Source organism: Rhodococcus sp. TAF43, from assembly GCF_052113525.1.
Taxonomy (GTDB): domain Bacteria; phylum Actinomycetota; class Actinomycetes; order Mycobacteriales; family Mycobacteriaceae; genus Prescottella.
In genome coordinates, this window is record NZ_JBFRDL010000038.1 from 42,646 (window position 1) to 49,331 (window position 6,686).

Here is a 6,686-nt window from a genome sequence, read left to right on the forward strand (position 1 = left end):
GCTACCAGTCCATCCGGCCGCGGTGCCAGTTGTCGTCGTATCCGCCGTGCGAGATCCACACCGCCGCCATCACGATGTAGGCGATGGCGATCAGCACGAGGATTCCGGCGAGGATCCACAGCGAGAGTTGGCCGAGCTTGCGGACGCGGTCCGATGCGTACTGGGCTCCGGCGAAGTCGCCCCGGGCCCAACGCGGATACACCTCGAACGCGTTGTTGAACGCGGCGAACGCGAGCGGCCAGAACGCGACGAGCGCCGCGACGGCCCAGCCGGCATTGGTCGGGGGTGGCGGGGGCGGCGCGGGCGGCTGTGCGGGGGCCGGCGGCACGGGAGGAGTCGGCTCCGGCGGGGGCGGAGTGGGATCCGGCGTGGATGCGGTCATGACAGCGCTCCCTAGGCTCAGGTCACCATCGGTTGTCGTGCATCACCTTCGACGGTACTCCGAATGCGGGTTCGGCCCCGCCCACGAGAACGCCGGTGGTGCCTGGCAGCTGGCCAGGCACCACCGGCGTCGGTGGATCGGGATCCGGCAACCTTACGGCAGCAGCTGATCCATGAAGTCGTTGCTGAAGACGCGGTGCGGGTCGATCTCGTTGTACCGCGCCCGGGCCGTGTCCCAGTTCTCGTCGGCCGGCACGCCGTCCATGTAGGTGGCCCGCATCTTGTTCTTGACGATGTCCTCGTCGGTGTACGGGTCCGGGCCGAACGCCCAGCCCTTCGACCACTCGGGACGGAACGTGGCGGCGTTGTTGTTGTAGTGCGACCGCATCCACTGCTCCATCTCCTGATAGAACTCGAACATGCCGGGGGTGCCCGGAACGCCGAGAACGTTCAGCCAGATGGCGACGTCCCAGTCGGGATGATCGGGACGCTCACGAGTCGCCGAGATGGTCGGCGGGCCCGCCGAATCGACCTTGACGTCCTCCGGCCGATCGAGGCCGCAGCAGCGGATCTCGACCGGACCGTTCAGCGGATACTGACCCTTCGCGCGGTAGAACTCGATGCGCTCGTTGAACCACTGGGTGAAGTCGTGGATCACGGTCGCGATGTTGGCGCGGCTCGTGACGACGGCGCCGCCGCCCTCGGTGAGCCGCAGCGTCGTGGCCTTGATGTAGAACTGGACATCCTTCGACCAGCCCCAGATGTCGGACGAGTTCGTCGCGGCCAGCCCGAGCTTGGTGATCTCGTACATCGCCGGACCGAACTGCGCCGCAATCGAGGGGTTTCCGGCGTTGATCGCGCCGATCATGTCGGTGAGCGGCTCCGGCAGGTTGTCCGAGAAGACGTAGTTGTACGGGCCGGTGACCTCACGCGACTGCGGGGGCTTGCCCGCGAGCGAGCCGAGCGAGCCGAGCGAGCCGAGGCTGCCGGACGCCCCGTCCGGCTTGGTCGGCGAGTTCGACCAGACCTTCATCCACGGCTTCTCGGTGAAGGGATACCAGATCGCCTCCGCGCGACCGGATTCGGCAACGAAACTCTCGAACGTCCGGCCCGAGGTGCCCTTCGGTGCGAACAGCTCCTGCCAGGTGATGTCGGTGAAGCTCTGGCACCGCTGCCGCACGTTCGGGCCGGCCTGCATCGTGACCGAGGTGAGGAAACAACGCCCGAGGTTGGTGAGCATCGGAGTGATCTTGGGGTCGTTGCGCCGGTACGTCTTCAGCGCGTACTTGCTGCCGTCCCACACGACCGCGGTGAGTTCGGTGACGAGGTTGCTCAGCGAACCGAACGTGTGGCCGGGCAGCGTCTCTTCGCCTTCAGCAGGGAGGGCCGCGCCGTGGGCGTTCACCGCGAGGGCGCCGCCGATGGACAGCACGCCGGGAGCCGGCAGGTTGGCCCAACCGAGGCCGTGCTCCTGCAGCTCGGTCACGATCGCCTCGATGCTGGCGCCGGCACCAGCGGTGACGGTCGCAGGAGACCCGTCCGGATGCACCGTGACGTCGTTCAGGTGCGTCATCGTGTCGGCGAGGATCACCTTCTCGACGTTGGAGCCCTTCACCACGGTCAGCGGGGTCCAGCCGTGCATCGCGCCGCGGGGACGGACCTTGTAGCCGTTCTCGTGCGCCCAATTGACGAGGGTGACCACGTCGTCCGCCGACTTCGGCGAGCAGACCCAGGTGGCGTCCAGCATGATCTCCTTGGACCAGTTCTGGTACGCCTGCTGGAACAGTGCGATGCCCTGCGGGAAGTTCGGCGGCGTCGGGAGCGGTGCGACGGGGCCGGAGGATCCCAGGGACCCGAGGGATCCCAGGGACCCGGAGGATCCGGCGGGAACCGCGAAGGCGGGCGTCCAGCCGCCGACCACGGCACCGGCGGCAAGGGCACCGGCGCCCGCCGCGAGGAATCCTCGCCGCGACAGCCGGGGCTGCTCGTCGTTGAGCGTCATTCGTGTACTCCAAGGTGTGTGAGGGGGAATGAAGTCCGGGTGCAGATATGCCCGGCCGGGTCGACGAGCACATCGACCCGACCGGTACAGCTTCGTGTTCGCTACGCGACGGTGAGCACGACGTCCGCCAGCGCCGGCGAGTCGTCCCGCTCGGGAACAGTTGCAGAGATGAGTAGCCTGTCGGCCTCTCGCCAGATTCGTGTCCGAAGCGTTTCGCCGGGAAAGACTACCCCCGCGAAACGGGCCCGGAATCCCTTGACACGATCGGCATTTCCGTCAAGGACGGTGTCGGTCGCAGCCTTGCAAATAATCCCGTATGTGCACAGTCCATGCAGGATAGGCGCAGGAAAGCCCGCAGCGGAGGCAAATTCGGGATCCGAATGGAGCGGATTGCGATCCCCGCACATCCGATACAGCAGGGCCTGCTGCGGTAGGACCTGCGAGACAACCTCGGCGTCGGGAGCCCGATCGGGTAGCGCGACCGACTCCGACGGGCCACGTTCACCCCCGAAATCACCCTCACCACGCGCGAAGATCGACGATCGGGCCGTCCACAGCGGAGAGCCGTCGAGTGCGACGGTCGACGACTCCTGGACGATCACCGCAGCCTTGCCCTTGTCCCACACCTCGGTGATCCGAGTGGTGGTCCGAGCCGAGCCGCTCGCCGGAATCGGCTGGTGGACGGTCACTTCCTGGCTGCCGTGCACGACCTTGGCCAGGTCGATCTCGACGCCCGGGAACGACACGCGCGGCGCCTCGGTCGCATGGATGTTCGCGACCACCGTCGCGAACGTCGGCAGGACCTGAGGCTTGGCGTCGTCGAGGTACCTCAGTTCGCGGGGATCGAGMGGACGCGCGCCCGCGCCGATACCCAGGTGGTACAGCTGGACATCCGACGGGGTCCAGGAGAACTCCTGTGCGGGGAGCTCGGCTCCGATCGCGATCGACGGATCGATGGGCACTGGCTTCTCCTGTCAGTTCGTCACGGACTGCGCTGCGGCACGGGCGCGGTCGGCGATATCGAGCACGGCCAGGTACGCGAACGTCATCGCGGGGCCGATGGTCGCGCCGGGGCCGGCGTAGGTGTGGCCCATGACGGGGGAGCTGCAGTTGCCCGCGGCGTACAGGCCCTCGATCACCGAGCCGTCCTCACGGACGGCGCGTCCGTTTACGTCGGTGACGATGCCGCCCTTGGTGCCCAGGTCGCCCGGGACCATCTTGATGGCGTAGAACGGCGCCTTGTCGATCTCGGCGAGGCTCGGGTTCTTCAGACGCGGATCACCGTAGTAGTGGTCGTAACCGCTGTCGCCGCGACCGAAGTCCTCGTCCTTGCCGTTGCGCGCGAACCCGTTGAAGCGTTCCACCGTCTCGGTGAGGGCCTCGACCGGCAGGCCGGTCTTCTCCGCGAGTTCGGCAATCGTGTTCGCCTTGACGACGACTCCGGCCTTGAGCCAGCGGCCCGGGAACGGCGAGCGCGGCGTGATGCCGGCGAACGTGTACCGGTTGCGGTAGCGCTGGTCGAGGATCATCCAGGTGGGGATGTTCTCGCCCGGGCCCTCGCCCTGACCGTATTCGCCGCCGTACATCATGTGGGTGGCCTCGACGTACGGCGCGGCCTCGTTGCCGAACCGCTTGCCGCGGGTGTTGACCATCATCGAACCGGGCAGCGTCCGCTCGGACAGCGCGAACCACGGTCCACCGGTGAGCGGGATCGACGGACCCCACCACGCGTCGTCCATGAAGTCGACTGCCGCGCCCAGCTTCTGGCCGGCGACGATGCCGTCGCCGGTGTTGGCCTTGGCGCCGACGGTCCACTCGGTGCCGATCGGGCCGCGCTGGTACTTCTTGCGCATCTCGTCGTTGTGCTCGAAACCGCCCGAGCCCAGGACGACACCGTGGCGGGCGTGGATGATCTGCTCGGTGGCTCCGTCGGGGCCGTCGACGAGAACCTTCACGCCGCGCACGACGCCGTCCTCGGTGTAGAGATCGGTGAGCGGGGTGTTCAGCAGGATCGGGACCCCGGCGTCACGCAGGCCCAGACGCAGTCCGGCCATGAGGGCCTGTCCGCGCACCAGCAGGTCCTTGCCCCGCAACTTGGCGGCGAGGAACCGGGTGCCGACCTTCATCGCCCGCAGCGGTCCGCGGCGGTTGCGCATCAGCAGATTGAGCCAGCGGTAGTCGGCCTGTGTGATGACGAAGTTCTTGGGGGCCTTGACGTAATCGGGCTCGAGGTTGTCGCGGTCGTCGCCGAGGCGGTTGCCGTCGAACGGCACGGGCTCGACCGAACGCCCACCGAGGCGTCCACCCGGCGCCTCCGGGTAGTAGTCCGAGTACTCCGGAACCCACTGCAGTTCCAGCGCACTGTTCTTCAAGACGAACGACAGCATCTCGGGGCCGCGGTCGATGTAGGTGTCGATCTTCTCCGGGGCGACGACGTCGCCGATGATGCTGTGCAGATAGGTGCGTGCCGCGTCCGTGGTGTCGGTGACTCCGTCGCGCTGCAGCACCTCGTTGTTCGGGATCCAGACACCTCCGCCCGATCGCGCGGACGAGCCGCCGTAGTGGGCTGCCTTCTCGACGACGACCACGCTCAGGCCCTGGTGTGCGGCGGTAAGGGCGGCGGTCATGCCGGCAGCACCACTGCCGACGACGACGATGTCGTATTCCTGCTTGCTCATGTAGAACACGTTATAGAATGAGGTGGCTGACAGTCCATGCTTTCTGCCAGGAAGTATTGCTGGCAGCTCGCGATGGTGATGTTGACAAACGAACACACGTTGCAGTCGACGCCGAAGAGGTGAGTTCACATGACCAAGGCAAGTGTCGCAATTGTGGGTTCAGGCAACATCAGCACCGATCTCCTCTACAAACTGCAGCGATCCCCGTGGCTCGAGCCGCGCTGGATGATCGGSATCGACCCCGCCAGCGAGGGTCTCGCGCGCGCCCGCGCGATGGGCCTGGAGACCTCCGCGGAGGGGGTCGACTGGCTGTTGCAGCAGGCGGAGAAGCCGGACATGGTGTTCGAGGCGACGTCGGCATACGTGCACCGCGAGGCCGCGCCCAAGTACGCCGAACACGGCATCCGCGCAGTGGACCTCACCCCGGCCGCGATCGGACCGGCCGTGGTGCCGCCCGTCAACCTGCGCGAGCACCTCGACGCGCCCAACGTCAACATGATCACGTGCGGTGGGCAGGCGACCATCCCGATCGTGTACGCGGTCTCGCGCGTCGTCGACGTCCCCTACGCCGAGATCGTCGCCTCGGTCGCGTCGGTCTCCGCCGGACCCGGTACCCGCGCCAACATCGATGAGTTCACCAAGACCACCAGCCGTGGTGTCGAGGTGATCGGTGGCGCCCGCAAGGGCAAGGCGATCATCATCCTCAACCCGGCCGATCCGCCGATGATCATGCGCGACACCATCTTCTGCGCCATCCCGGAGGATGCTGACCGGAACGCGATCATCGAATCGATCCACCGGGTGGTCGCCGACATACAGCAGTACGTGCCGGGGTACCGGCTGCTCAACGAGCCGCAATTCGGCGAGCCGAGCGTCGTCTCCGGCGGGCACGCGACGGTGACCACGTTCGTCGAGGTCGAGGGTGCGGGCGACTTCCTGCCCCCGTACGCGGGGAACCTCGACATCATGACCGCGGCGGCAACCAAGGTGGGCGAGGAGATCGCCCAGCAGTTTCTCAGCGTGAGGGCGTGAGCGACATGGGCGACAGGACCGACAGCAGGGCCGACTGGACCGACGATCTCCACTTCGACGGCTCGTGGGACATCCGGATCACCGACACGTCGCTCCGTGACGGCTCGCACCACAAGCGCCACCAGTTCACCGGCGACGAGGTGCGCTCGATCGTCGCCGCGCTCGACGGCGCCGGCGTCCCGGTCATCGAGGTCACCCACGGTGACGGTCTCGGTGGTTCCTCGTTCAACTACGGGTTCTCGAAAACGCCCGAGCAGGAACTGATCACGATTGCGGTGGACACCGCGAAGCGGGCGAAGATCGCGTTCCTCATGCTGCCGGGTGTCGGCGTCAAGGAAGACATCATCGAGGCGCAGGACAACGGCGCGTCGATCTGCCGCATCGCGACGCACTGCACCGAGGCGGACGTCTCGATCCAGCACTTCGGCCTGGCCCGTGACCGGGGCCTCGAGACCGTCGGCTTCCTGATGATGGCGCACACCATCGCGCCCGAGCAGTTGGCCCAGCAGGCCCGCATCATGGCCGATGCCGGTTGCCAGTGCGTGTACGTCGTCGACTCGGCCGGTGCGCTCGTGCTCGAACAGGTCTCCGAG

Annotated in this window: 5 protein-coding genes and 1 pseudogene; 2 read left to right on the top strand and 4 right to left on the bottom strand. The window is 67.1% G+C overall.

What is annotated here, in order from left to right; translation table 11 throughout:
• Position 1: 1 nt before the first annotated feature.
• The 4 genes from AB4Z09_RS20570 to kstD form a co-directional block, all read right to left on the bottom strand.
• Positions 2-382 (bottom strand): CD225/dispanin family protein, encoded by a 381-nt coding sequence (locus AB4Z09_RS20570; RefSeq protein ID WP_114723648.1) that lies wholly within the window; start codon positions 380-382, stop codon positions 2-4.
• Between the two features lie 153 nt (positions 383-535).
• A complete protein-coding gene (locus AB4Z09_RS20575; protein ID WP_174908048.1) occupies positions 536-2,383 on the bottom strand; it encodes a cholesterol oxidase substrate-binding domain-containing protein in 1,848 nt (615 codons plus the stop codon).
• 101 nt (positions 2,384-2,484) lie between these two features.
• Positions 2,485-3,345, bottom strand: coding sequence for a MaoC/PaaZ C-terminal domain-containing protein (locus AB4Z09_RS20580; protein WP_114723646.1), 861 nt, complete (start codon positions 3,343-3,345; stop codon positions 2,485-2,487).
• Positions 3,346-3,357: 12 nt separating this feature from the next.
• Positions 3,358-5,061 (bottom strand): 3-oxosteroid 1-dehydrogenase, encoded by a 1,704-nt coding sequence (kstD, locus tag AB4Z09_RS20585; RefSeq protein WP_174908050.1) that lies wholly within the window; start codon positions 5,059-5,061, stop codon positions 3,358-3,360.
• A gap of 129 nt (positions 5,062-5,190) precedes the next feature.
• Between kstD and AB4Z09_RS20590 the strand changes: the two genes are divergently transcribed.
• Entirely contained in the window at positions 5,191-6,093 is a 903-nt protein-coding gene (locus tag AB4Z09_RS20590) for an acetaldehyde dehydrogenase (acetylating) (protein WP_174908052.1), read from the top strand.
• Positions 6,094-6,098: 5 nt separating this feature from the next.
• Positions 6,099-6,686 (top strand): annotated as a pseudogene (locus tag AB4Z09_RS20595) (4-hydroxy-2-oxovalerate aldolase); the annotation flags it as partial.